The organism is Caulobacter sp. Root1455 (assembly GCF_001426905.1).
Taxonomy (GTDB): Bacteria; Pseudomonadota; Alphaproteobacteria; order Caulobacterales; family Caulobacteraceae; genus Caulobacter.
Genome location: NZ_LMFQ01000015.1, coordinates 1 through 22,053 on the forward strand (window position 1 = coordinate 1; position 22,053 = coordinate 22,053).

The following is a 22,053-nucleotide window of genomic DNA, read 5'->3' on the forward strand; positions in this document are numbered from 1 at the left end:
AACGGTAATCAAAACTGCAAATCATCCGGGCGAGGCCCGGGCGCTTCGCACCCTCCCACCAGCTCAGCGGTGATCCGCGTGAGGCGGCGAAGCCGTGCATCCAAGGTCCTCCCCCCGTGGGGGAGGTGTCGGCGAAGCCGACGGAGGGGGGAGTGATCGGCCGATGGCCAAATCTACGATCAGCCGCCCTAATCCTCCCCCACCGATCGCTGCGCGATCGCCTCCCCCACTGGGGGAGGGCCTGTGCCTCCCACCCTACTTCTTGATCTGCCCCGCCAGATACTTGCGGATCGCCGCGCCATAGGGCGGACGCAGGGCCAGCATCGGGGCGATGTCCTTCTTCAACTGATGGAACACCGCCTTCCTGTGGCTGAACTCCATGAAGCCGTCGCGGCCGTGGTAGCTGCCCATCCCCGCCGGGCCGACGCCGCCGAACGGCAGGTCCTCCTGGGCGACATGGAAGATCACGTCATTGACCGTCACCCCGCCGCTGGTCGTGCGATCCAGCACCATGTCGCGCTCGGCGGCGTCGGTTCCGAACCAGTAGAGCCCCAGCGGCCGGTCGTGGGCGTTGATGTAGTCCACCGCCTCCTCGACCTTGCCGTAGGTCTTCACCGGCAGAACCGGACCGAAGATCTCATCCTGCATCACCGTCATGTCGTCGGTCGGATTGAGGATCAGGGTCGGGGCGATCTTGCGATGCTCCTGCTGGCTGAGATCCTCGCCGGCCGGATTGATCTCGACGATCGTCGCGCCCTTGGCCCGGGCGTCGTCCACATGCCCCTTGATCCGGTCATAGTGCCGCTGGGCGACCACGGCGGTGTAGTCGGGATTGTCCTTGAGGGTCGGGAAGGTCCGGGCCACGGCCGCCTTGGCCTCGGCCACGAAATTGTCGATCTGGTCGGCCGGCGCCAGCACATAGTCGGGGGCCAGGCAGATCTGGCCGGCGTTCAACGTCTTGCCGTTCATGATCCGCGCCGCGGCCGTGGCCATGTCGGCGCCGCGCGACAGGATCACCGGGCTCTTGCCGCCCAGCTCCAGGGTCACCGGAACCAGGTTCTCGGCCGCGGCCCGCATCACATGGCGCGCCACCGAGGTCGCCCCGGTGAAGACCAGATGGTCGAACGGCAGGCTGGTGAAGGCCTGTCCGACCTCGGGCCCGCCGGTGATCACCGCGATTTCCTCCTCCGAGAAGACCTTGGCGAACATCGTCTTCATCAGTTCGGACGTGATCGGCGTGAACTCGGACGGCTTGATCATCGCCCGATTGCCGGCCGCCAGCACGCCGGCCAGCGGCGCGAAGGTCAGGTTGACCGGGAAGTTCCAGGGGCTGATCACCCCGACCACGCCCTTGGGTTGGTACTGGACCTCGGCCTTGGCGCCGAACAGGCCCAGGATCGCCGGCGTGGTCTTGCGTTTTTCCGGACGCATCCACTTGGCGAGGTTTTCCTTGGCGTATTTCAGCGGACCGATCGAGCCGGCGATGTCGGTCAGTCCCGTGGCGTCCTTCGAACGCGCCCCGAAATCGGCGTTCAGGGCCTCGGCGATCTCGACCTGGTGATCGACCAGCAGGCCGATGCAGCGATCGAGCCAGTCGATGCGGCGTTCAGCGGTCGGGGCCCCTTGTCGCAGGTGCGCGGCCTTCTGCGCTTCCAGGATTTTCAGAAGCGAGGCCTTGGACGATTCCAGGTTGAGGTTGGCGGGCGCGTTCACGGTCAGGTTCCTCCCAGCGGCCTACAGGCTCATCTTATCGCTGTTCACAATGCTTGTGACGGGAGGAACACGCAAGTGAACGTCGTTCGTTCTTAACGGCTCGTTTGAACTCTTCGGCCTAGATTGAGGCTCCAAGCGAGCATCCGGGCGATGCGACGCTGTTGGGGGACTAGAGATGTCGGACGTCGAGACCACGCTGCGCGGCCCTGAAGCCTACAAGATCGCCGGCCGCGCGCTGAGCCTGATGGAGCGCCACCAGGTCTGGCCGACCGCGCTGAACTTCGAGCTGTGGACCCACTTCGTCGCCGATCCCGACGGCGCGCTGGCCCGCGAACTCACCCGCCTGATCTCGCTGGGCGAACCGCTCACCGAGCTGCTCAGCGAAGAACTGGCCGCGACCTATCTGCCCAAGGCCAAGCTGAACGAACAGATCCGCGACGCCGGCGACCTGCTGAGCAAGGAACTGGAATCGGTCTCCAAGGCCATTCAGGACGCCCAGAAGAGCAACTCCGCCTACGGCAAGACGTTGACTGGCGCGGCCAAGGAATTGGACGCTTCGCAGGACGTCGGCAAGCTCAAGGCCGTCGTCAGCGGCCTGGCCGACGCCACCCGCCGCGTCCAGAAAGAAAACAAGTCGTTGGAGACCCGCCTGGCGGAATCCACCGCCGAGGTCGACCGTCTGCGCGAACACCTGGAACAGGTGCGCCGCGACGCCACCACCGACGGCCTGACCAACCTGGCCAACCGAAAGGCCTTCGACGAAGAGCTCGACCGCGCCTGTTCCGAGGCCGACGAAGCCGGCACCACCATCTGCCTGGCCGTGCTCGACATCGACCACTTCAAGGGCTTCAACGACACCTGGGGCCACCAGACGGGCGACCAGGTCATCCGTTACGTCGCCAGCGTCATCGGCCGCGTGGCCGCCCCGCCCCGCTTCGCCGCCCGCTACGGCGGCGAGGAGTTCGCGATGATCTTCCCGCGGGAGTCGGCCGCCATCGTCGCCGGCACGCTCGAGGAAATCCGGGTCGAAGTGTCCTCGCGCATGCTCAAGCGCCGCTCGACCAACGAGGACCTGGGCGCGATCACCATCTCGTCGGGCTTCGCCGAGCGTCGCCCGGGCGAGACCGGCCACTCGGTCATGGAACGCGCCGATGCGGCGCTCTACACCTCCAAGCGCGGCGGCCGCAATCGCGTCACCGCCGCCGAGAGCAAGCCGAACTCGGCCAACGCGGCCTGATTTGAGCGCCCTCAACGAGGGCGTCTCAGATTTTTCTGGTCTTCCCCAAGGTTAGTCGCGCCTAGACTCCGGCAAGAGCGACAAAGCCTTGGGAGGACGTCATGACCTACGAGAAGATCCGGCTCGAGGCCGCCGACGGCCTGGCCGTCATCACCCTCGCCGATCCCGCCACCCTCAACGCCGCCAGCCTGGAGATGGCCCGAGAGCTGGCCCACGCCTTCAGCTCGGTGGCGGCCGGCAAGGTCGCGGCGCGCGCCGTGATCCTGACCGGCGAAGGCCGCGGCTTCTGCTCGGGCGCGAATCTGTCGGGGGGCGGCGCGGCCGGCCGCGAGGCCGATGTCGACGGCAAGCCGGACGCCGGCTCGGCCCTGGAAAGCACCTACAACCCGCTGGTCAGCCTGCTGCGCGACTTCCCCCTGCCGATCGTCACGGCGATCAACGGGCCGGCTGCCGGCGTCGGCTGCTCGATCGCCCTGCTGGGCGACATCGTGGTGGCCGCCGAGAGCGCCTATTTCCTGCAGGCGTTCCGACGCATCGGTCTGGTGCCGGACGGCGGCTCGACCTACCTGCTGCCCCGCCTGATCGGCAAGGCGCGGGCCATGGAGATGATGCTGCTGGGCGACAAGATCCCGGCCGCCACCGCTCTGTCCTGGGGCCTGATCAATCGCTGCGTGCCCGACGCCGAACTGATGGCGACCGCCACGACCATCGCCAAGGAGCTGGCCGCCGGTCCCGCCGCCCTGTCGGCGATCCGCAAGCTGGTCTGGAACAGCCTCGACGCCGACTGGGTGGGTCAACTGCATGCCGAGCGCCATGCCCAGAAGGCGGCCGGCAAGACCGACGACTTCATCGAGGGCGTCAGCGCCTTCCTGCAGAAACGCCCCGCGGCCTTCAAGGGGCGCTAGACTAGGAGCCGCTAGGCTTTCACGCCGTAGATCGTCCGGGCGCGGTCCTCGAAACAGCCGATCAGCGTGTTGGCCGCCCGATCAAGATTGGCGGCCAGCATGGCGTCGAGGATCTTCGACTTGAACGCGAAGTCGATGACGAATTCCACGGTCGTTCCAGCCTCGTGCGGCGAGAAGCGCCACTGGTTCGAGAGCCGCTTGAACGGGCCGTAGAGCAGGCTGACGTCCACCGTCAGGGCGGCCGCGTCGCGCCGCACCCGGGTGGCGAACTTCTCGCGCAGGAACGAGAACCCCACCTGGGCCTCGGCGTCCACGGTCGAGACCTGGGCGTCGGCGCGGCCGTTCCAGGTGCGCATGGCCGTGATCCACGGCACGAACTGCGGATAGGCCTCCACATCCCCGACCAGCGTGAACAGCTGCTCGGGCGCATAGGGCAGCACCCGGGTGACGACGTGACGGTGCAAGACTAGGCGCTCTTGGCGTCCAGCGCCCGGCGCGCGGCCTGCAGCTTGGCGAAGTCCTCGCCGGCGTGGTGCGACGAGCGGGTCAGCGGGCTGGCCGAGACCATCAGGAAGCCCTTGGCCCGGGCGATGGCCTCATAGGCCTTGAACTCGTCGGGGGGCACGAAGCGATCGATGGCGGCGTGCTTGCGGGTCGGCTGCAGGTACTGGCCGATGGTGATGAAGTCGACGCCGGCCGAACGCATGTCGTCCATCACCTGCATGACCTCCTCCTTGGTTTCGCCCAGGCCGACCATCAGGCCGGACTTGGTGAACTGGGAGGGATCGCGCTCCTTGACCCGCTCCAGCAGGCGCAGGGAGTGATAGTAGCGGGCGCCGGGGCGGATCTTCAGATAGAGCCGCGGCACGGTCTCTAGATTATGGTTGAAGACGTCCGGACGGGCGTCGATGACCACGTTCTCGGCCCGGTCCTTGCGCAGGAAGTCCGGTGTCAGGATCTCGATCGTCGTGCCCGGCGCGGCGGCGCGGATGGCCAGGACCACCTGGGCGAAGTGCTGGGCGCCGCCGTCGGCCAGGTCGTCGCGATCGACCGAGGTGATGACCACGTGCTTGAGGCCCATCTTGGCGACGGCCTCGGCCACGCGGCGGGGTTCATCGGCGTCCAGGGCGTTGGGCAGACCGGTCGTGACGTTGCAGAAGGCGCAGGCCCGCGTGCAGATCTCGCCCATGATCATCATGGTCGCGTGCTTCTGGCTCCAGCACTCGCCGATATTCGGGCAAGCGGCCTCTTCGCAGACCGTGGTCAGCTTGTGATCGCGGACGATGCTCCGGGTCTCGTTATAGCCGGGCGAGCCGGGCGCGCGGACACGCAGCCATTCGGGCTTGCGCAGGACCGGCGTATCGGGGCGGTTCTGCTTTTCGGGGTGACGGACGGCGCGCTCTTCAGAAGGGGGGGCCTCGGAAGCGCGGGCGTTCAGCGTGTCGATCAAGGTGACCATAACGGCCTAGATCGGCCTTCTTGGCCTCCGGATCAAGCTTGTGTTCTTGCATGTGACGCAAAGGCGCGAAAAGAGTGCCTGGAATGCGTCGCCGTCTCCCTGTTGCAGCCTGGGCTTGCCTGCTGGCCTTGCCGCTCGTCTCCTGTGGCGACGAGGGCGCCCGCGCGCCGTTCGCGGAGAGCCGGACGCCCCCGTCCCTGGACGTTCGGTTCCAGCCGCCGGCGGGCTGGGCCTGGGGCTATGTGAAGGTCGGAGACGACCTCGTGCAGCGCTACGGCGTCTCCGCGCCCCATGGCGCGCCGAGGGGGCAGATCCTGATCCTGCCGGCCTATGGCGAGTCGGCCGAGGGCTGGTTCGAGACAGCCCGCGATCTCAACGACAGAGGCTACGTCGTCTGGATCCTGGAGCGGCAGGGCCAGGGCGGGTCCGAACGCGCCGCCCCATGGCGCGACCTGGGCCACGCCATCAGCTTCGCGCCCGACGTCACGGCGACCAAGGCGATGGTCAAGGCGGTGATCCGGCCGCCTCAAGGGGGCGTGGGGGGCCGCGACCCGTTCGTGATCCTGGGCGCCGGCGACGGTGGGCTGGTCGCGTTGCGAGCTCTTGAGGAAGGTCTGCAGGCCGATGTCGCGATCCTCTCCGCGCCGACCTTCGATCTGGCTGATCCGCCGCGCGCCAAGAACGACCTGATCCACCTCGCCCGCTGGGCGCGGGGCCTGAAGCTGGGCTTCGTGCGCTACCCTGGGCAAGCCGGCTGGAAGCGCGACGGCCAGGACAGCTTCGGCGCCAAGCTCACCCACGATCGGGCGCGCGGCGCGGTGCAGCAGGCCTGGCAACTGGCCAATCCCGACCTGCGGATGGGCGCGCCGAGCCTGGCCTGGTACGCGGCCTTCTACGACGCGGTGGACGCCACGGGACGCGACCTGAAGCGGGTTGACACCCCCGTCGTGATGCTGGACGCGGGAAAGGACGTCAAAGCCCTGCCGCGCCCCCAGAGCACGACCTGCGCCGCCCTGCCCCGCTGCGTCGAGATTCGCTATCCCGCGGCGCGCCACGCCCTGCATCTGGAGACAGATTCGGTGCGCGATCCATGGCTGAAGGCGATCGACCAGACCCTGCGCCCTCGCAAGGCTTCTCCGTCCGCCAGGCCTTGAACGACAAGGGGTCGAGCGCATTTTAGAAGGACCGGTGCGCTTCCGCGCACGGAACGGGTGTTTGCAAAGCGACACGCCGTCGCTAGGGTCCCGCTTCAATTAGACGAGCGCGCGACGTCGCGCTTCCGGGAGGTTTCGCCGGCATGCCGGTAGTTTTCAATACGCAGGACGGCCAGAAGGCCCTCTTCGACGCCCTGCTCGACGCTCGCGACAAGTACGGCGCCAAAAAGCTGATCCTGGAGGACCAGGACCGCAATCCACTCAGCTACACCGACCTGGTGCGCGCGAGCTTCGCGCTTGGCCGCAAGATCGCGGCCATGACCAAGCCGGGCGAGCATGTCGGCGTGCTGCTGCCGTCGGGTTCGGGGGCGGTGGTGACCTTCTTCGCCCTGCACGCCTTCGGCCGGGTGCCGACCATGCTCAACTTCACCGCCGGCCTGCGCAACCTGCGCGCCGCCTGCGAGCTGGCTGGGGTCAAGCGCGTGCTGACGGCCCACAAGTTCATCGAACTGGGCAAGCTGCACGACATCGTCGACGCCCTCGAGGCGAAGGCGACGATCACCTATCTGGAAGACGTGCGCGGCACGATCGGCATTGGCGACAAGCTGTTCGCCGCCGTGGCCGGGGCCTTCCCACGCAGACTCCGCGCCCACGCCAAGCCGTCGGACCCGGGCGTGGTGCTGTTCACCTCGGGCAGCTTCGGCGCGCCGCGCGGCGTGGTGCTGAGCCAGGCTAACCTGGTCTCCAACGCGATGCAGATCGCCGCCCATATCGAACTGGATCCGGCCTGGGTGTTCTTCAACCCGCTGCCGGTGTTCCACTGTTTCGGCCTGACCGGTGGAGTGATCCTGCCGCTGCTGACCGGCATGAAGGCCTTCCAGTATCCCTCGCCGCTGCACACCAAGCAGATCCCCTCGTTGCTGAAGGACGCCAAGGCCTCGGTGCTGCTGGCCACCGACACCTTCGTCAACCAGTACGCCCGGGCTTCGGAAGGCGATGAGCTTTCCGGCCTGAAGTTCATCGTCTGCGGCGCTGAAAAGGTTCGGGAAGAGACCCACAATCTCATCAACGAGAAATTCGGCCCGGTGCCGGTTCTCGAAGGCTACGGCGCCACCGAGGCTTCGCCGGTGATCGCGGTCAACAAGCCCGACGACAATCGCCGGGGGACCGTCGGCGGCCTGCTGCCCGGCCAGGAATGGAAGATCGAGCCGGTCGAAGGCATCGCCGGGGGCGGCCGCCTGCTGGTGCGCGGTCCCAACATCATGTCGGGCTATCTGCGCGAGGACGGCGGGGTCGACGCCCCCGAGGGCGGCTGGCACGACACCGGCGACGTGGTCACCGTCACCGACGATCTGTGGATCACCATCAAGGGCCGGGTGAAGCGCTTCGCCAAGATCGGCGGCGAGATGGTCTCGCTGACCGCCGCCGAGGATCTGGCCAGCGCCGTGTGGCCCGACGGCCGCCATGCCGTCATCTCGATGCCCGACAAGAAGAAGGGCGAGAAGCTGGTCCTGGTCACCGATCGGCAGGACGCCGCGGTCACCTCGCTGGTGGCCCACGCCCAGAGCATTGGCGCGCCCGAGCTGGCGGTGCCCCGCAAGATCCTCAAGGTCACCCAGGTGCCGGTGCTGGGCAGCGGCAAGACCGACTATGTCGCCATCCAGCGGATGGCCGATCAGGACGCCAAGGCCGCTTGATCGTGATCGGGGACGCGCGTCCCCGGCCGTTCCGATGGCCCGACCTCAGTACAGTGCGCGTCCCGGGACGACAGCTTTCCTTGTCGCCGCGTCGATAACACCAGAGGGGAAATCACATGGAACGACTGATCGTATGGACGCCGCGCGTCCTCAGCCTGTTGCGGATCATCGCCGCCCTGCTCTTCATGGAACACGGCCTGATGAAGGTGTTCCATTTCCCGGCCGCCCAGCCCGGCGCGCCGGACCCGCTGCCGCCCATGCTGCTGGCCGCCGCCTGGCTGGAGATCGTCGGCGGCGCCTTGCTTGTGCTGGGCTTGTTCGCCCGCCCCGTGGCCTTCGTGCTGTCCGGACAGATGGCGGTCGCCTATTTCCTGGCCCACTTCTCGCAAGGCTTCTGGCCGGGGCTGAACGGCGGCGAGCCGGCGATCCTGTTCTGCTTCGTCTTCCTGTACCTGGCCTTCGCCGGACCGGGTGAGTGGAGCGTCGACGCCCAGGTGCGCAAGCGGCCCTAACCCCGCCTCGATCAGCAAAAAAGGGCGGCGCTCGGATCGAGCGCCGCCCTTTCCTTTTGCCCTTAGACCAAGCCTAGATGTGCAGGACGCGGCCGTAGGCGTCGAGCGCGGCTTCGTGCATGGCTTCCGACATGGTCGGGTGGGCGTAGACGATGCCGTGCAGGTCTTCCTCGGTGGCTTCCAGCGTGATGGCCGTGACGAAGCCCTGGATCATCTCGGTGACCTCGTGGCCGATCATGTGGGCGCCGATCAGGGCGCCGGTCTTGCCGTCGAACACCGTCTTGACGAAGCCCTCGATCTCGCCCGCCGCCACGGCCTTGCCGTTGACGCGGAACGGGAAGCGGCCGGCCTTGACGTCGATGCCGGCGGCCTTGGCCGCGGCTTCGGTCATGCCCACCGAGGCGACCTGCGGATTGGCGTAGGTGCAGCCCGGGATCGGCGAGTTGACGGCGGGCGTCTTGTAGCCGGCGATGTGCTCGGCTGCGTGAATGCCCTCGTGGCTGGCCTTGTGCGCCAGCCACGGCGGGCCGGCGGCGTCGCCGATGGCGTAGAGGCCAGGCACGTTGGTCTCGCCATGCTTGCCGGTGACGACGTGGCCGCGATCCATGTTCAGGCCGATGGCGTCCAGGCCCTCGGTGTTCGGCGCGATGCCGACCGCGACGATGCAGACGGCGGCGGTCAGGGTCTCGGCCTTGCCGCCGACCTCGATGGCCACCGAGACGCCGTCCTTGGTCTTCTCGACCTTGGTCACCTTGGCGCCGATGCGGAAGGTGATGCCGCGCTTCTCGAAGGCCTTCTGGGCGGCCTTGGAGACTTCGGCGTCCTCGACCGGCATGATGCGGTCCACGGCCTCGACCACGGTCACCTCCGCGCCCAGGGCGCGGTAGAAGCTGGCGAACTCGATGCCGATGGCGCCTGAGCCGATGACGACCAGAGACTTGGGCATGGTCTTGGGGGCCAGGGCGTCGCGATAGGTCCAGATCTTGTCGCCGTCCGAGACCGCGCCGATGGCGGCGATCTCGCGGGCCCGGGCGCCGCTGGCCAGGATCACGCTCTTGGCCTGGATCGTGCGGCTGCCGCCGGCCTTCAGGGCCACGACGACCTTGGGCGACGGGCTGCCCTTCTCGAGCTTGGCCTCGCCCTCGACGACCTCGATCTTGTGCTTCTTCATCAGGAAGGCGATGCCCGAGGACATGGTCTTGGCCACGCCGCGCGAGCGGTCGATGATCTTGGCGAAGTCGAACGAGGCCTTCTCGACCGACAGGCCGTAGCCGCCCAGGTGCGACAGCTGCTCGTAGATCTCGCCGGACTTCAGCAGCGCCTTGGTCGGGATGCAGCCCCAGTTGAGGCAGATGCCGCCCAGGGCCTCGCGCTCGATGATCGCCGTCTTCAGACCCAGCTGGCTGGCGCGGATCGCGGCCACATAACCGCCGGGGCCGGCCCCGATGACGACGACGTCGAATTCCGTGGACATGTCTTTCGTATCCTAGCTTTTGACGCCGTCGGGGGGAGCCGTCAGCGTCGGTCGATCGGCCTAGGGCCGGTCCAGGAGAATCTTAAAGCAGCGCCTCGACGGCGAGCTTGAGGTCTTCAGGCTTGGTGGTGGGGGCGAAACGCTCGACGACCTCGCCGTCGCGGCCGACCAGGAACTTGGTGAAGTTCCACTTGATCGCCTCGGTGCCCAGCAGGCCCTTCTGCTCATGCTTGAGATAGGCATAGAGCGGATGGGCCGAAGGGCCGTTGACGTCGATCTTGGCCAGGACCGGGAACGTCACGTCGTAGGTCAGCGAACAGAAGTTCGCGATCTCCTCGGCGTTCCCGGGCTCCTGCGCCCCGAACTGGTTGCAGGGGAAGGCCAGGACCGCGAAGCCCTTGTCCTTGTACTCCCGGTACAGCGTCTCCAGCCCCTCGTACTGCGGGGTGAAGCCGCACTTGCTGGCCGTGTTGACGATCAGCAGCACCCGGCCGCGATAGTCGGCCAGGCTCGCGTCCTGGCCGTCCAGCGTCTTGGCGGAGTAGTCGTAGACGGACATCCCTGCCCTCCCCTTCGATTAGACGATCAGGGTCAGCGGCTCTTCGATCAGCGGCTTGAAGGCGGCCAGGAACTTGGCCCCGATGGCGCCGTCGACCACGCGGTGGTCGCAGGTCAGGGTGACGGTCATCACCGTGGCCACGGCCAGCTGGCCGTCCTTGACCACCGCACGCTGCTCGCCGGCCCCGACGCTCATGATCGCGCCCTGCGGCTCGTTGATGATCGAGGCGAAGGCCTTGATGCCGAACATGCCGAGGTTGGAGACCGAGAAGGTGCCGCCCTGGAATTCCTCGGGCTTCAGCTTCTTGGACTTGGCGCGGGCCGCCAGGTCCTTCACCTCGGCCGAGATCTGGGCCAGGCCCTTGGTCTCGGCGGCGCGGACGATCGGGGTGATCAGGCCGCCATCGATGGCCACGGCCACCGCGATGTCGGCGTGATGGTGCATGGCGATGCCCTCGGGCGTGTAGGAGGCGTTGGCCTCCGGCACGCGCTTGAGGGCCACGGCCACGGCCTTGATGATGATGTCGTTGACCGACACCTTCACGCCCTGGTCGGCCAGCAGGCTGTTGATCTTGCCGCGCGCGGCCAGCAGGGCGTCGATCTCCAGATCGATCGTCAGCGGGAAGTGCGGCACGTCGCGGAAGCTGTCGGTCAGGCGGCGCGCGATGGTCTTGCGCATGCCGTCCAGCGGGACGAGGTCGTAGGAGCCGGCGGGGATGCCCTGCTGCTCGAGCGACAGGTGGGCGCGGGGCGCGGCCGCGGCGGTCGAGCCGGCCGCGGGCGCCGAGGCCGGAGCGGCCTTGGCGGTCGCGCCGCCCTTCTGGGCGGCCTCGACGTCGGCCTTGACCACGCGGCCGTGCGGGCCCGTGCCGGCAATCGCCTTCAGGTCCAGGTTCGCGGCCGAGGCCAGGCGGCGGGCCAGCGGCGAGGCGAACACGCGGTCGCCGGCCTGAGCCGTGCTTTGGGCGGCGGCGGGAGCCGGCTTGGCGGGCGCGGCGGTCTCGCCGGCGACCTGGACGGGCGCGGCGGGAGCCGGAGCGGCCTTCGGGGCCTCGGCGGCCGGGGCGGCCTTGGCGGGCGGCGGCGCGGGGCTCTCGCCCTCGCCGGCCAGCTTGGCGATCAGGGCGTTGACCTTGACGTTCTCGGTCCCGGCGTCGACGAGAATGGCCTCGACCACGCCTTCGTCGACGGCTTCGACTTCCATCGTCGCCTTGTCGGTCTCGATCTCGGCGATCACGTCGCCGGCCTTGACGGTGTCGCCGACCTTGACGTGCCACTTGGCGAGGGTCCCCTCCTCCATGGTGGGCGACAGGGCGGGCATCAGGATGTCGATCGACATTGAGCTTCTTCCTCAAGCGTTCGGGACGGCTTCGACCAAAGTGGTCGGCGTCCATTTGGCCTTGCGACGGGCAAGGCGTTGTTCGTCCGTTTCGTCGTGATAGTCCAGCCGTTCAGGCTCGCGATCGGCGAAACCCGGCAGGTCGGTCCCCACGACGTTGAGGGTGGCGTAGGCCTGGCCCTCGTCCTCGATCATCGCCGCCACGTAGACGGCGCATTCCCGGCAGATCAGGAAATCCACCGCCCGCCGCCCGAACCGGTAGCGCATCAGCGATCCCGGAGCGGCGGTGATGTGCAGGCGGCTGCCCGGATCGCTGGTCGTCCGCGAGCCCTGCCGACGGCAGAACGAGCACTGGCAAGCCCGAAAGGCCAGCTCGGCCACCGGCTTGCCGGGGTCGAGCTGCACGTGCACCGCGCCGCAGTGGCAGGAGCCGTTGAGGGTCTGACTCATGAGGGCCTCCCTGCCCGCTCGCACAGGCCTGGGCCTAGAGGAGCGGACCGGACGATCACCGGTAGCAGACCGCCTTGGCCGCCTTGACGATCTTGGGGACCGACGGCAGCGACAGGGCTTCCAGGTTCGCCGCATAGGGCAGCGGCACGTCTTCCTGGTGAACCCGCAGCGGCGGGGCGTCCAGGTAGTCGAAGCCGAACTCGGTGATGCGGGCGACGATCTCGGCGCCGACGCCCATCGGGCCCCAGCCTTCCTCGACCGTCACGAGACGGTTGGTCCGCTTGACGCTTTCCAGGATCGTGGCGTGGTCCATCGGACGGATCGTGCGCAGGTCGACGACCTCGGCCTCGATGCCTTCCTTGGCCAGCTCTTCGGCGGCTTGGAGGGCGAAGCCGACCATCCGCGAATAGGTGGCGATGGTGACGCTCGGACCGGTGTGGCCCTCGGCGACGAAGCGGCGGATCTTGGCCTTGCCGATCGGCACGACCCAGTCCTCGACGTCCGGGATGTCGAACTCGTGGCCGTACATCATCTCGTGTTCGAGGAAGACGATCGGGTTCGGATCGCGGATGGCCGCCTTCATCAGGCCCTTGGCGTCGGCCGCGTCGTAGGGCGCGACGACCTTCAGGCCAGGAACGTTGCCGTACCAGGCCGCGTAGTCCTGGCTGTGCTGGGCGCCGACCCGCGAGGCCGCGCCGTTGGGGCCGCGGAACACGATCGACGACTTGATCTGACCGCCCGACATGTACAGCGTCTTGGCGGCCGAGTTGATGATCTGGTCGATCGCCTGCATGGCGAAGTTCCAGGTCATGAACTCGACGATCGGCTTCAGGCCGGCCATGGCCGCGCCGACGCCGAGGCCGGCGAAGCCGTGCTCGGTGATCGGGGTGTCGATGACACGCTTGTCGCCGAACTCCTGCAGCAGGTCGCGGCTGACCTTGTAGGCGCCCTGGTATTGGGCGACTTCCTCGCCCATCAGGAAGACCTTGTCGTCGCGGCGCATCTCTTCGGCCATGGCGTCGCGCAGGGCGTCACGGACCGTGATCTTCTTCAGCGGCGTGCCTTCCGGGATTTCCGGATCGGCGAAGGTCGAGGCGGCCGAGATCGGCGCCGCGGCGGGCGCGACGACCGGAGTCGGAGCGGCTTCGGCGACGGGCGCGGCGGCCTGAGCGGCGGCCGGGGCCGGCGAAGCGGCTTCACCCTCGCCCTTCAGCTTGGCGATCAGGGTGTTGACCTTCACGTTCTCGGATCCGGCGGGCACGACGATGGCTTCGATCACGCCCTCGTCGACGGCTTCGACTTCCATCGTCGCCTTGTCGGTCTCGATCTCGGCGATCACGTCGCCGGCCTTGACGGTGTCGCCTTCCTTGACCAGCCACTTGGCCAGGGTCCCCTCTTCCATCGTCGGGGACAGGGCGGGCATCAGGATGTCCGTCACTGGGCGGCCTCCAGGTATACGTCGGTGTAGAGTTCGGAAGGATCGGGCTCGGGGCTGGTGCGGGCGAACTCGGCCGCCTCGGCCACGATGCGCTTCACCTCGGCGTCGACGACCTTCAGATCGTCCTCGGTGACGCCGGCCTTGGCCAGGCGCTCCTTCAGGTGGTCGATCGGGTCGCGCGTCTGCTTGACGTTGTCGACCTCGTCCTTGGTCCGGTACTTGGCCGGGTCGGACATCGAGTGGCCGCGATAGCGATAGGTCTTCATCTCGAGGATGAACGGGCCCTGGCCGCTGCGGGCGTGCTCGGCGGCGCGGGCGCCGGCCTCGGCCACGGCGATCACGTCCATGCCGTCGACTTCCTCGCCCGGGATCCGGAACGAGGTGCCGCGCTTGTGGAAGGCGGTCTCCGACGCCGAGCGCTCGACGCTGGTGCCCATGGCGTACTGGTTGTTCTCGATCACGTACACGACCGGCAGCTTCCACAGCTGGGCCATGTTGAAGCTCTCGTAGACCTGGCCCTGGTTGGCCGCACCGTCGCCGAAATAGGCGAAGGCGACGTTGCCGTTGCCGCGATAGTGGTTGTTCAGCGCCAGGCCGGTGCCGAGCGACACCTGCGCGCCGACGATGCCGTGACCGCCGTAGAAGCCGGTTTCGACGTCGAACATGTGCATCGAGCCGCCCTTGCCGCGCGACGAACCGCCCGCGCGGCCGGTCAGCTCGGCCATGACTTCGTTCGGATCCATGCCGGCGGCCAGCATGTGGCCGTGGTCACGGTAGCCGGTGATGATCTGATCGCCCTTGACCTTGATCGACTGCATGCCGACCGCGATGGCTTCTTGGCCGATGTAGAGGTGGCAGAACCCGCCGATCAGGCCCATGCCGTACAGCTGGCCGGCTCGCTCCTCGAAGCGGCGGATCAGCAGCATGTCTTGGTAGAATTTCAGAAGCTCGTCCTTGCCGACGAAGGCGTTGACACCGGTGGCATCGGCCTTCCCCGCGGGGGCTTCACCCTTGCGCGTACGCGCCATTCAACTCTCCCTGGCCAATCTTCATCGCGGCCTACTCCTGGACGCCCACCGGCCGAATGAACCTTCGGTTCCGCGTAGGTGGAGGTCCTTTGTCAAACCCGAAACGGGCCAGGCTCGCCTGATCCGCCGGCAGAGCCGAGGACCGGGTCTCCCACCAAACGCTCAGCGCGGGGTGCGGATCACATAGTCCTTGGGGTCGGCATATCCCAGGAGCGAACGCGCGCGTTCTTCCAGGAGGTCCGCCGACAAACTGCCGCTGCGTAATAGACGAGCACGGGCCTCCAGGTCCATCCTTTCGGCGCGGATCTTCTTCAACTCCAGCGTCTTGGCGGCGAGATCTGCGTTGCGCTGCGACGTCGACAACAGTCCGCGTTCGCCCGTCAGGGCGTGAAACACGAAGTAGGTGATCAGCAGAAGGAGCGCCGCGGTCGGCAGAAGAGGTTGCAGTCGGGCGAACATCAGCGATTCCCAGGAGGGTAGGTTTACCCTGCCCGATCAGGCTTAACGCCTTACTAAACGGGGGGTTTGAGCGAGTGGAGGCAAGACCTCGAAAGCAGCTCTCCAACACTTTCATTTGAGATGGTTTCAAGGGCATCTAGATACCGCGTCGCAGCATCTGAACAGCGGTTCGGCGGCGTTTTCTGCGGCGGTGCGGTGCGCGACGGCTTTTGCTTTTAGAAAAATTGTTGGTGAATTTTGGCGCCCGGCGCCTCGAAAGCGGGCGATCGAGGTCTCCAGCCTGAGAATCGTAGCGTTTGAAACGAAAAAGGCGGCGCTGGTAGCGCCGCCTTTCATCGTCGTGGACGCTGGATCTTAGCGGCCCTTGAGCACCGCGCGACCGGCATAGACAGCCTGATCGTCGAGAGCCTCCTCGATACGCAGCAGTTGATTGTACTTGGCCAGCCGGTCCGAGCGGGCCAGCGAACCCGTTTTGATCTGACCGCAGTTCAGGGCGACCGCCAGGTCGGCGATGGTGCTGTCCTCGGTCTCGCCCGAGCGGTGGCTCATCACGCTGGTGTAGGCGTTGCGGTGGGCCAGATCGACGGCGTCGATGGTTTCCGACAGGGTGCCGATCTGGTTGACCTTGATCAGGATCGAGTTGGCCAGGCCCTTGTCCAGGCCCAGCTGCAGGCGCTTGGGGTTGGTGACGAACAGGTCGTCGCCGACCAGCTGAACCTTCTTGCCCAGCTTGTCGGTCAGCAGCTTCCAGCCTTCGAAGTCGTCCTCCGACATGCCGTCCTCGATCGACAGGATCGGGAACTTGTCGGCCAGGTTGGCCAGGTAGTCGACCATCTGGGCCGGATCCAGGCTCTTGCCTTCGCCTTCCAGCTCGTATTTGCCGTTCTTGAAGAACTCGGTGGCGGCGACGTCCAGGCCCAGGACGAAGTCCTCGCCAGACTTGTAGCCGGCCGCTTCGCCCGCCTTGACGATGAAGGCCAGCGCGTCCTCGGCCGAGCCGAGGTTGGGGGCGAAGCCGCCTTCGTCGCCGACGTTGGTGTTATGGCCGGCGTCCTTCAGGGCCTTCTTCAGGCCGTGGAAGATCTCCGCGCCCATCCGCAGGGCCTCGGCGAAGGTCGGGGCGCCGGTCGGCAGGATCATGAATTCCTGGATGTCGATCGGGTTGTCGGCATGGGCGCCGCCGTTGATGATGTTCATCATCGGCACCGGCAGGACGCGAGCCGAGACGCCGCCGACGTATTTGTAGAGCGGCAGGCCGGCCGACTCGGCCGCGGCCTTGGCGGTGGCCAGCGAGACGCCGAGGATGGCGTTGGCGCCCAGGCGGCTCTTGTTGGGCGTGCCGTCCAGTTCGATCATCAGGTTGTCGATGCGGCGCTGGTCTTCGGCGTCGACGCCCGACAGCGCGTCGAACAGCTCGCCGTTGACCGCGTCCACAGCCGCCTTGACGCCCTTGCCGTCGTAGCGGCCCTTGTCGCCGTCGCGCTTTTCGACCGCTTCGTGGGCGCCGGTCGAGGCGCCCGACGGCACGGCGGCGCGGCCAAAGGCCCCGTCTTCCAGGACGACGTCGACCTCGACCGTCGGATTGCCGCGGCTGTCCAGGATTTCGCGGGCGATGATGTCGACGATCTCGGTCATGGGAGCTCCCCTTTCAAAAGGCGCTTCCCCTTAGCGGCGCGGACCCCGAACCGCAACCGGCGCTCGCTGGATCGTCGGAACGAACGTTCGGCCCGCGCCCTCTTCTCAAGCCTCCAGGATGGGCGGGGTCCAGCCCTTGCCGAGACGGAACTTCACTCGGTCCGATCCGAAGTCGAGCTCGACCCGGGCGAACATCTTCAGCACGTCGACGCCGAGCAGCACGGCGGGCCGGCTGTTGAGGTTCCAGACGTCGAAGATGTGCAGATCGGCCAGCACCAGCGGCAGGTTGGTCATTCGCAAGGCGCCCAGTTCTATCGAGCGGACGACGCGCATCTCGCCCATCGTCTCCTCCCCCGCCGCGCCGATCAGCCGAATGGCCATGGAGGGCTCGGGATGGCGGCGCACACGCAGCTTGATCGCCTCGGCCAGGGCCATGTTGCCCATGCTGGCGCCGGAACCGGAGTCGATGAAAGCCACGCAGCGCACGCCGCTGACCCGGGCGTTGGCGACCGCCAGCCGGCCGAAACGAGCGTCCGCGAGCACCGAGACCTCGCGCACGCCGGGGAAGGCACCGGACAGGGCGGTGCTGCGACGGACCTCCAGCCGCTTGCGGCGAAAATCCATGATGACATTGCGGTTCTCGAGCATGTCGACGCCCAGCAGGCCGTCCACGCCCAGGCGCTCGGGCGGGAGCACCGGCAATTCGGAGTCCTTCATGCGCGAATCGCCGGCCACCATCAGCCCCACCTTGGCCGTGGGGGTCAGGGCGGAGCCGCCGACCCCGTGCAGCATCACGGTGCGGCCTGGTTCCAGGCCCAGCCGGGCCACCAGCGTCGTCGACAACGCGCTGCGGTCGGCGCCGGTGTCGACCACGAAGTTGAACGGCCCCTGCTCGTTGATGAACACCTCGACCGTCATGCGGTCGGTCGCGTCCAGCGCCGTGTCGAGCAGGAAGGGCGGAGCCTCGGCCTCGGCCGGTGGAAGCACGCCGGCCGGCGCCGGCGGGGCCGGCGTGGGCGAGGTTTGCAGCGACGTCTTCTGCAGCAGCGGCGCGGGCGTCGAGGATCGAGCCCAGGCCTGCTCGGCCATCAGCGACAATCCCAGTCCCGCCGCGAGGTTTCGGCGTGTGAGCATGGGTGAATCTCCCTGCCGCCAAGATAACACGGTTTTTCGACAGCGTTGTCGAAATAGCCGCCGTTTGACGCGCGGGAAAAGCAGTTCATCGCAGGCGGGAAAAAGCGAAAAGGCGGCGGTCCGGAGACCGCCGCCTTTCAAGCTTTCGTCTTGTCGTTCCGCCGGGGCGGAAACGGACCGAAGGCTAGTCTTCCTTCGGCGTCAGGATCTGCTTGCCGTTGTACAGACCGGTCTTCAGGTCGACGTGGTGCGGACGGCGCAGTTCGCCCGAGTCCTTGTCTTCCACGAAGGAATTGGCGCCCAGGGCGTGGTGCGACCGGCGCATGTTCCGGCGAGAAGGCGAAGTTTTTCTTTTGGGAACGGCCATCGAAGTGACTCTGCTCGCTGAGCTTGAAAATTAGAGACGGCGACTCGGGGAAGACCCAGGCCGCCGTGTGAGGGCGCGCTTATGCCTGAAACTCTCCGGAGATGCAACCGGGCTTGTTAGACGAGTCGTCCCTGCTCTTTCGCCGCCGCGATAAAGCTGGCGAACAGGGGGTGCGGGGCGAACGGACGGCTCTTCAGTTCGGGGTGATATTGCACCCCGATGAACCACGGATGGTCCTCGCGCTCGACGATCTCGGGCAGCACGCCGTTGGGCGAGCGGCCGGTCAGCTTCAGGCCGGCGTCCTCCATCAGGTGGGCGTAGCCGATGTTGACCTCGTAGCGGTGGCGGTGGCGCTCGCTGATGTCGGTGGTCCCGTAGATCTCGGCGACCTTCGAACCGGCCGTCAGGACGGCCTCGTAGGCCCCCAGGCGCATGGTGCCGCCCAGATCGTCGTTGCTGCGCCGCTGGACCGTCTCGTTGCCCTTGATCCACTCGGTCATGATGCCGACCACGGGACGCTCGGTGGGCCCGAACTCGCTGGACGAGGCGTCCTTGATCCCAGCCACGTTGCGCAGGGTCTCGATGACCGCCATCTGCATGCCGAAGCAGATGCCGAAGTACGGCACCTTGCGTTCACGGGCGAACTGGGCGGCGCGGATCTTGCCTTCCGCCCCCCGCTCGCCAAAGCCGCCGGGCACCATGATGGCGTGGGCGTTCTCCAGGCGGGCCGCGGCCGCGCCCTCGTCGCCCTCGAAGGTCTCGCTCTCGACCCAGTCCAGGTTGACCTTGACCTTGTTGGCCAGCCCCCCGTGGTGCAGGGCCTCGATCAGCGACTTGTAGGCGTCCTTCAGGACCGTGTACTTGCCGACCACCGCGATGGTCACTTCGCCGTCCGGGTGGTTGACGGTCTGGTCGATCGCCTCCCAACGCGAGAGGTCCGGCTTGGGCGCGTCGCTCATGCCGAACACGTCCAGCACCTCGGCGTCCAGGCCTTCCTTGTGGTAGTCGATCGGCACCGCGTAGATCGACGATGAGTCCATCGCCTGGATCACGGCGCTGGGACGCACGTTGCAGAACTGGGCGATCTTGCGCTTTTCCTCGACCGGGATCTCCTGCTCGCAGCGGCACAGCAGGATGTCCGGCTGGATGCCGATCGAGCGCAGTTCCTTGACCGAGTGCTGCGTCGGCTTGGTCTTCATCTCGCCGGCCGTCTTGATGAACGGCAGCAAGGTCAGGTGCACGTAGCAGCTCTGGTTGCGCGGCAGATCCTGACGCAGCTGGCGGATGGCCTCGAAGAACGGCAGGCCCTCGATGTCGCCCACCGTGCCGCCGATCTCGACCAGCACGAAGTCGACCGGCTTCTCGCCCGTCTCGTCGAGCGCCGGCGACAGGACGAAGTCCTTGATCTCGTTGGTGACGTGCGGAATCACCTGGACGGTCGCGCCCAGATAGTCGCCGCGACGCTCCTTCTCGATGATCGTCTTGTAGATCTGGCCGGTGGTGATGTTGTCGGCCTTGGTCGCCGAGACGCCGGTGAAACGCTCGTAGTGGCCGAGGTCCAGGTCGGTCTCGGCGCCGTCGTCGGTGACGAACACCTCGCCGTGCTGATACGGGCTCATCGTGCCCGGATCGACGTTGAGATAAGGGTCGAGCTTACGAAGGCGAACCTTGTAGCCGCGAGCCTGCAGGAGCGCTCCGAGCGCTGCGGAGGCGAGGCCTTTTCCCAATGAGGAAACCACGCCGCCGGTGATGAAGATGTACCGGGTCATGGGCGATCAGATTAGCCGCGATTCGGGGCAAGCGGCGAAAAGACCGCCGTTCATCAACAGTAAAATGCCGCCGACCCTTACTGGGCCGGCTTTTGGTCGGTCGGAGCCGGAGCGTTGATCACCGGAACCGGCGCGGCGACGGGAGCCTTGGCCGGGGCCTTGGCGGCCGGCGCGGCGGGCTTGGGCGCCGAGACGGTCGGGGTCGGTGCGCCGATCTGCGGAGTCGGGGCTTCGATCGCGGCCGGACCGGCGGCCGCCGGCGCGGACGGGACCGGAACGGTCGTCGTCGGGGCCGGAGCGGTCGGACCGGCCGGCAGCGGGGCGGCGTTCAGGGTCTTGCTGTCCAGGCCGTCGAGCTTCAGGCGATCGACCACCGAATTGCTGGAGCCCATGCGGCCCGTCAGGATGGTCAGGGCCAGGCTGATGATCAGGAAGATCGAGAACAGGATCCAGGTCGTGCGCGTCAAAAGATCGCCCGCGCCTCGCGCGGTCATGAAACCGCCGCCGCCGCCGCCCATGCCTAGAGCGCCCCCTTCGGAGCGCTGCATCAGCACCACGCCGATCAGGGCGATGCAAACGATGATGTTGATGGTCAGCAGAACGCCGATGAGCATGTCTAAATCGATCTCGATCCGGGCGACGGACGTTTCCGCCGTGAAAAACGAAGCGGCCCCTCTATCACTTGCAAAGGGCACGCGCCATAGCTGGGGACGAACCGGCTTCACTCAAGACCATTCCTCCAGTCCGCATCGGGTCCATTCTCGCGCATGATCCTCGAGACCGAACGCCTTAGCCTGACGCCGCTGACCCTTGAGGACGCCCCCCTCGTCTACCCGTTCATGAGTGATCCGGAGGTGATGGCCCACTGGGACCGGGCCGCCATCGAGGATCCCGACGAGGTCGCGGCCGCGGTCGCCTCCCAGGTGGCCGAGATGGAGGAGCGCCGGGCGATGTACTGGGGGATTCGCCTGACCAAGACCGGCCGCTTCCTGGGCTATTGCGAGCTGCTCGACCTGGATTGGCGACATCATCGCTGCGAACTGGGCTTCATCGTCGCCCGCGAAGGCTGGGGCCGGGGCTACGCCACCGAGGCCGCCGCCGCCCTGCTGGCCTATTGCGCCTCGACCCTGGGCCTCAAGCGGATGATCGCCCGCACCCACGTCGGCGACGGCCGGGCCGAGAAGGTGCTGCAGAAGCTGGGCTTCGAGCAGGAGGGCTATCTGAAGGGCCACGTCGACCGCGACGGCGAACGCCGCGACTGCCGAATCTTCGGGTTGTTGTTCTAGGGACAGGGGTCTCTCCGAAGGGCTCCGTGTGGCGACCGCTTGCCCCCTACGGACCGCTTCGCGGTCGTCTTCCCCCACAGGGGGAAGAGGGACTGTGCGCGCGTCCTCCGCCCCCTGTGGGGGCGGACAGACCGCGAAGCGGTCAGGTGGGGGCAAGTGTTCGCGGGCACGGCGTCACAGACACGGCGTCTCGCCCTCGAGCTTTCGCGACGAGTGGATGGGGAGGCGCGGAGCGGTCCGGGCCCAGCCCGGATGACCGTGGGTTTGGATGTGCGTTTCGGCTGGACCTGACCGCTCCGCCGAACCGTTTTGACCGAGGGACGTCGATTGAGGGCCTGTTTCATCCCGATCGACGTTCCCCCTCGGACGGGCAGGATCAGGTCGCCCGGAAGGGGCCGTCGGCGACTCCGACTGATCCTGGAACAGGCCGGTTTAGATC

20 protein-coding genes and 2 pseudogenes are annotated in these 22,053 nt (G+C 67.2%); 6 read left to right on the forward strand and 16 right to left on the reverse strand.

Going from position 1 to position 22,053, the window contains the following annotated elements; genetic code table 11:
- Positions 1–255: 255 nt before the first annotated feature.
- Positions 256–1,713, reverse strand: coding sequence for a coniferyl aldehyde dehydrogenase (locus ASD21_RS09155; protein WP_056439902.1), 1,458 nt, complete (start codon positions 1,711–1,713; stop codon positions 256–258).
- A gap of 175 nt (positions 1,714–1,888) precedes the next feature.
- Between ASD21_RS09155 and ASD21_RS09160 the strand changes: the two genes are divergently transcribed.
- Complete coding sequence (locus ASD21_RS09160; protein WP_056439905.1) at positions 1,889–2,950, forward strand: GGDEF domain-containing protein; 1,062 nt, start codon at positions 1,889–1,891, stop codon at positions 2,948–2,950.
- A 101-nt stretch (positions 2,951–3,051) separates the two neighbouring features.
- Positions 3,052–3,855, forward strand: a complete 804-nt coding sequence (locus ASD21_RS09165) for an enoyl-CoA hydratase/isomerase (RefSeq protein WP_056439907.1) — start codon at positions 3,052–3,054, stop codon at positions 3,853–3,855.
- 11 nt (positions 3,856–3,866) lie between these two features.
- On the opposite strand, the gene ASD21_RS09170 is transcribed toward ASD21_RS09165, so the two are convergent.
- Positions 3,867–4,319: a type II toxin-antitoxin system RatA family toxin gene (locus ASD21_RS09170; protein ID WP_056439909.1), complete on the reverse strand. Its 453-nt coding sequence runs from the start codon at positions 4,317–4,319 to the stop codon at positions 3,867–3,869.
- A gap of 2 nt (positions 4,320–4,321) precedes the next feature.
- On the reverse strand, positions 4,322–5,314 hold the full coding sequence (gene lipA, locus ASD21_RS09175; RefSeq protein WP_056439910.1) for a lipoyl synthase: 993 nt from the start codon (positions 5,312–5,314) through the stop codon (positions 4,322–4,324).
- A gap of 83 nt (positions 5,315–5,397) precedes the next feature.
- On the opposite strand from lipA, the gene ASD21_RS09180 reads away from it, so the two are divergent.
- The 3 genes from ASD21_RS09180 to ASD21_RS09190 all read left to right on the forward strand — a co-directional run bounded on the left by ASD21_RS09180 (position 5,398) and on the right by ASD21_RS09190 (position 8,677).
- Positions 5,398–6,468 carry a serine aminopeptidase domain-containing protein gene (locus tag ASD21_RS09180; protein ID WP_056439912.1) on the forward strand — a complete coding sequence of 357 codons (1,071 nt, stop codon included), beginning with the start codon at positions 5,398–5,400 and terminating at the stop codon, positions 6,466–6,468.
- A gap of 143 nt (positions 6,469–6,611) precedes the next feature.
- A complete protein-coding gene (locus tag ASD21_RS09185) occupies positions 6,612–8,165 on the forward strand; it encodes an AMP-binding protein (protein ID WP_056439914.1) in 1,554 nt (517 codons plus the stop codon).
- Positions 8,166–8,281: 116 nt separating this feature from the next.
- A complete protein-coding gene (locus tag ASD21_RS09190; RefSeq protein ID WP_056439916.1) occupies positions 8,282–8,677 on the forward strand; it encodes a DoxX family protein in 396 nt (131 codons plus the stop codon).
- A gap of 73 nt (positions 8,678–8,750) precedes the next feature.
- Here the strand turns inward: ASD21_RS09190 and lpdA are convergent, their stop codons facing one another.
- The 13 genes and pseudogenes from lpdA to secG form a co-directional block, all read right to left on the reverse strand.
- Positions 8,751–10,151, reverse strand: coding sequence for a dihydrolipoyl dehydrogenase (gene lpdA / locus ASD21_RS09195; RefSeq protein WP_056439918.1), 1,401 nt, complete (start codon positions 10,149–10,151; stop codon positions 8,751–8,753).
- A gap of 82 nt (positions 10,152–10,233) precedes the next feature.
- Positions 10,234–10,710, reverse strand: a complete 477-nt coding sequence (locus ASD21_RS09200; RefSeq protein ID WP_056439920.1) for a glutathione peroxidase — start codon at positions 10,708–10,710, stop codon at positions 10,234–10,236.
- Positions 10,711–10,728: 18 nt separating this feature from the next.
- On the reverse strand, positions 10,729–12,048 hold the full coding sequence (locus ASD21_RS09205) for a pyruvate dehydrogenase complex dihydrolipoamide acetyltransferase (protein WP_056439922.1): 1,320 nt from the start codon (positions 12,046–12,048) through the stop codon (positions 10,729–10,731).
- A 12-nt stretch (positions 12,049–12,060) separates the two neighbouring features.
- Positions 12,061–12,144, reverse strand: a pseudogene (locus tag ASD21_RS24280) (aldehyde-activating protein); the annotation flags it as partial.
- Between the two features lie 69 nt (positions 12,145–12,213).
- Positions 12,214–12,633, reverse strand: a pseudogene (locus ASD21_RS25225) (GFA family protein); the annotation flags it as partial.
- Positions 12,554–13,936 (reverse strand): pyruvate dehydrogenase complex E1 component subunit beta, encoded by a 1,383-nt coding sequence (locus ASD21_RS09215; protein WP_056439926.1) that lies wholly within the window; start codon positions 13,934–13,936, stop codon positions 12,554–12,556. The gene ASD21_RS09215 and the pseudogene ASD21_RS25225, both read right to left, overlap by 80 nt.
- Entirely contained in the window at positions 13,933–14,964 is a 1,032-nt protein-coding gene (gene pdhA / locus ASD21_RS09220) for a pyruvate dehydrogenase (acetyl-transferring) E1 component subunit alpha (RefSeq protein ID WP_056439928.1), read from the reverse strand. Before pdhA ends, ASD21_RS09215 begins: the two co-directional genes overlap by 4 nt.
- A gap of 162 nt (positions 14,965–15,126) precedes the next feature.
- Complete coding sequence (locus ASD21_RS09225) at positions 15,127–15,423, reverse strand: FtsB family cell division protein (protein WP_028041682.1); 297 nt, start codon at positions 15,421–15,423, stop codon at positions 15,127–15,129.
- A gap of 354 nt (positions 15,424–15,777) precedes the next feature.
- On the reverse strand, positions 15,778–17,058 hold the full coding sequence (gene eno, locus ASD21_RS09230; RefSeq protein WP_056439929.1) for a phosphopyruvate hydratase: 1,281 nt from the start codon (positions 17,056–17,058) through the stop codon (positions 15,778–15,780).
- A 105-nt stretch (positions 17,059–17,163) separates the two neighbouring features.
- Positions 17,164–18,192: a retroviral-like aspartic protease family protein gene (locus ASD21_RS09235; protein WP_056439932.1), complete on the reverse strand. Its 1,029-nt coding sequence runs from the start codon at positions 18,190–18,192 to the stop codon at positions 17,164–17,166.
- A 184-nt stretch (positions 18,193–18,376) separates the two neighbouring features.
- Positions 18,377–18,559: a 50S ribosomal protein L32 gene (gene rpmF / locus ASD21_RS09240; RefSeq protein ID WP_007671126.1), complete on the reverse strand. Its 183-nt coding sequence runs from the start codon at positions 18,557–18,559 to the stop codon at positions 18,377–18,379.
- 116 nt (positions 18,560–18,675) lie between these two features.
- Complete coding sequence (locus tag ASD21_RS09245; RefSeq protein WP_056439934.1) at positions 18,676–20,328, reverse strand: CTP synthase; 1,653 nt, start codon at positions 20,326–20,328, stop codon at positions 18,676–18,678.
- 77 nt (positions 20,329–20,405) lie between these two features.
- Complete coding sequence (gene secG / locus ASD21_RS09250; RefSeq protein WP_056439936.1) at positions 20,406–20,942, reverse strand: preprotein translocase subunit SecG; 537 nt, start codon at positions 20,940–20,942, stop codon at positions 20,406–20,408.
- Between the two features lie 153 nt (positions 20,943–21,095).
- Between secG and ASD21_RS09255 the strand changes: the two genes are divergently transcribed.
- Positions 21,096–21,614 carry a GNAT family N-acetyltransferase gene (locus tag ASD21_RS09255; RefSeq protein ID WP_056439939.1) on the forward strand — a complete coding sequence of 173 codons (519 nt, stop codon included), beginning with the start codon at positions 21,096–21,098 and terminating at the stop codon, positions 21,612–21,614.
- Positions 21,615–22,053 lie beyond the last annotated feature (439 nt).